At 57.7% G+C, this 3012-nt stretch carries 3 protein-coding genes; all 3 read left to right on the forward strand.

Annotation, left to right across the window (positions count from 1 at the left end):
• Positions 1 to 248: 248 nt before the first annotated feature.
• Positions 249 to 863, forward strand: coding sequence for a LysE family translocator (locus tag AC1DRJ_RS22975; RefSeq protein ID WP_477804170.1), 615 nt, complete (start codon positions 249 to 251; stop codon positions 861 to 863).
• A gap of 204 nt (positions 864 to 1067) precedes the next feature.
• Complete coding sequence (locus tag AC1DRJ_RS22980) at positions 1068 to 2225, forward strand: cysteine desulfurase family protein (RefSeq protein ID WP_477804171.1); 1158 nt, start codon at positions 1068 to 1070, stop codon at positions 2223 to 2225.
• Between the two features lie 65 nt (positions 2226 to 2290).
• Positions 2291 to 3012 (forward strand): aminopeptidase P family N-terminal domain-containing protein (locus tag AC1DRJ_RS22985; protein ID WP_477804172.1); only part of this gene is annotated, 722 nt, incomplete at its 3' end.

Below are 3012 nucleotides of genomic sequence, written 5' to 3' on the forward strand. Positions count from 1 at the left end.
GTTGAATCGTCGTAGCCTGTCCTTCCAGGAGTACCACGCGAAGAAAGCGGCATTGCTCGGCCAACCGCAAAGAACCTTCGGTTTCGATAAACGAGGCGAAATGAACGCTGAACGTGCTGTACAGCTTCACGGTCGTCCAAGCTGATCGAAAACTGTACCGCTCGAAGTTTTACGTAACTGTCCGTGGGATTCCCGCAAGGCGTGCGATAGGGTCTTAACACCCGATTGACCCTAATGGACTGTCGCTCATGACGCTTTCACTCGACCTGCTGATGGGCTTCGCCCTGTTTGCGCTCGTCACCTCGATCACTCCCGGCCCCAACAACACCATGTTGCTGGCATCGGGTGTGAACTTCGGCTTTAACCGTACCATCCCGCATATGCTGGGAATCACCTGTGGCTTCTTTGTCCTCGTGGTCGCCGTCGGTTTCGGTCTCGGCGCCGTGTTTCAAACCTATCCCATGCTCTACACCGTGCTGCGCTATGTCGGCGCGGCGTATTTGCTGTACCTGGCGTGGAAAATTGCCCATTCAGGTCCGGTCTCCGAAAGCGAGAACGGCGAGAGCAAACCCATCAGCTACTTGGGCGCAGCAGCGTTTCAATGGGTCAATCCCAAGGCGTGGATCATGGCCATCGGTGCCATCAGCACCTACACGCCGATGCAGGGCTATTTCACCAATGTGCTGGTGATTGCGGCGGTGTTCGCGTTGATCAATTTGCCGAGTGTCAGCGTTTGGGCTGCGTGCGGCACTTTGTTGCGCAATGTGTTGAAGGATCGCCGCTGKCTGCGTCTGTTCAATTGGGGCATGGCGGCGCTGTTGGTGGCTTCGCTGTATCCGTTACTTCTTGAAAGCATTAGCTGAGGCATTGCTTCAACCGCTTGCCCGATGCCTGTTAAGCTCGACTTCAGGAGCGTTCCTACGCACTTTTAAATGAAGTTGTTCTTCTTTAACGGCCTCTGATCAGGTATTTCTAACGTACTGAAATGTCGGCGCAGCTCACAAGGCTGCGCTTTGACGTTTCCGTTACGAGCCTCCTGATCCCGGAACACGCTCTGCGAGTCTTTTATGAATAAACGTCCGTTGTATTTCGATTACGCCGCCACCACGCCGGTGGATGAGCGGGTTATCAAGGTCATGGTCGAGTGCCTGGGTTTTACCGGCAATTTCGGCAACCCGGCGTCCAGTTCCCATGCCTTTGGTCAGCATGCCCGGCAGTCGGTCGAGCACGCCCGGCAGCAGGTCGCCGAACTGGTCGGTGCACAGGCTGCACAGATCGTCTGGACCTCCGGTGCCACCGAATCCAACAACCTCGCGCTTAAAGGCGTCGCCCAGGCCCGCGCTGTCAGCGGCGGGCACATCATTACCAGTCAGATCGAACATAAGGCGATTCTCGACACGGCGAAACAATTGCAGGACGCCGGTGTTGCGGTGACGTATCTAGTGCCTGACGCCGACGGTTTGATCACTGCAAAAGCGGTCAGCGAAGCGATGCGCGAAGACACCTTTCTGGTGTCGCTGATGCTGGTCAACAACGAACTGGGCACGGTCAACGATATTGCCGCCATTGGCGAAGTCGTGCGTGCACGCGATGCGTTGTTCCATGTCGACGCCGCTCAGGGCGCTGGCAAGGTAGCCATCGATCTGGCCCGCTTGCCGGTAGACCTGATGTCGTTTTCCGCGCACAAAATCTACGGCCCCAAAGGCATAGGGGCGCTTTACGTCGGTCCGCGTGCGGAGCAACGCTTGCAGGCACAGATTCACGGCGGTGGTCACGAGGGCGGATTGCGCTCAGGCACCCTGGCAACCCATCAGATCGCAGCCATGGGTGTCGCCTTCGCTTTGGCCGGTGCTGCATTCGATGAAGAGAAAGCCACGATCATGCGTTTACGTGAACGTTTGCTTGAGCAGTTGCTGAGCCTTCCTGGCGTTCGCCTCAATGGCAGCCCGACCCAACGTATTCCTCATACCCTGAGCCTGACCTTTAGCGAGGKTGAGTTCAATTCTGCGGCGTTGAGTCATTCGATCGCCTTTTCTGCAACGTCGGCCTGTAACTCTGCCAGCAATGTTCCATCCCATGTGCTTCTGGCCTTGGGGCATGACGCCCGCTCGGCAAGTCGCACGATTCGCTTGAGTCTCGGCCGGTTCACCACCGAGCAAGACATCGACCAAGCGGTGCATCTGATCAAAGTGGCCTGCGCCAGTGCCCCGGCATTCTGGCAGTAGCGCCTTAAAGCGCCGACTCGGATCGGCACTCAACAATAAAGCTGAAGTGATTAGCAGGAGACACGATGAGTACCCAGCCTTCGATCAATGGATCGGTGCCCCAGCGCCTGGCACAAACCCGCGAACTGATGAGCCGCGAAGGCATTCATGCCTTGCTGGTGCCGTCGGCCGATCCACACCTGTCGGAATACTTGCCTGGTTACTGGCAGGGACGGCAATGGTTGTCGGGTTTCCATGGTTCAGTCGGCACTCTGATCGTGACGCCGGATTTTGCCGGCGTCTGGGCCGACAGCCGTTATTGGGAGCAAGCGTCCAAGGAGCTCAAGGGCAGCGGCATCGAACTGGTCAAGCTGCAACCGGGTCAACCCGGCCCGCTGGACTGGCTGGCTGAAAAAACCCCTGAAGGGGGCGTAGTCGCGGTGGATGGTGCGGTGATGGCTGTGGCCTCTGCTCGTACGCTGGGTGGAAAACTCGAAGAGCGCGGCGCCCGCCTGCGTACCGACCTCGATCTGTTGAGCGAAGTCTGGAGCGACCGCCCGACGTTGCCGAATGAACCGATCTATCAACATTTGCCACCACAGGCTACGGTCAGTCGTGGTGAAAAACTCGCGAAACTGCGCGAGGTGCTGAAAGATCGTGGCGCTGACTGGCATTTTATCGCCACCCTTGATGACATCGCCTGGTTGTTCAATCTGCGTGGTGGCGACGTCTCGTTCAACCCGGTGTTTGTGTCCTTCGCCTTGATCAGCCGGGAGCAGGCCACCCTGTTCGTGGCCCTGAGCAAAGT

This window comes from Pseudomonas sp. P5_B2 (genome assembly GCF_056400445.1).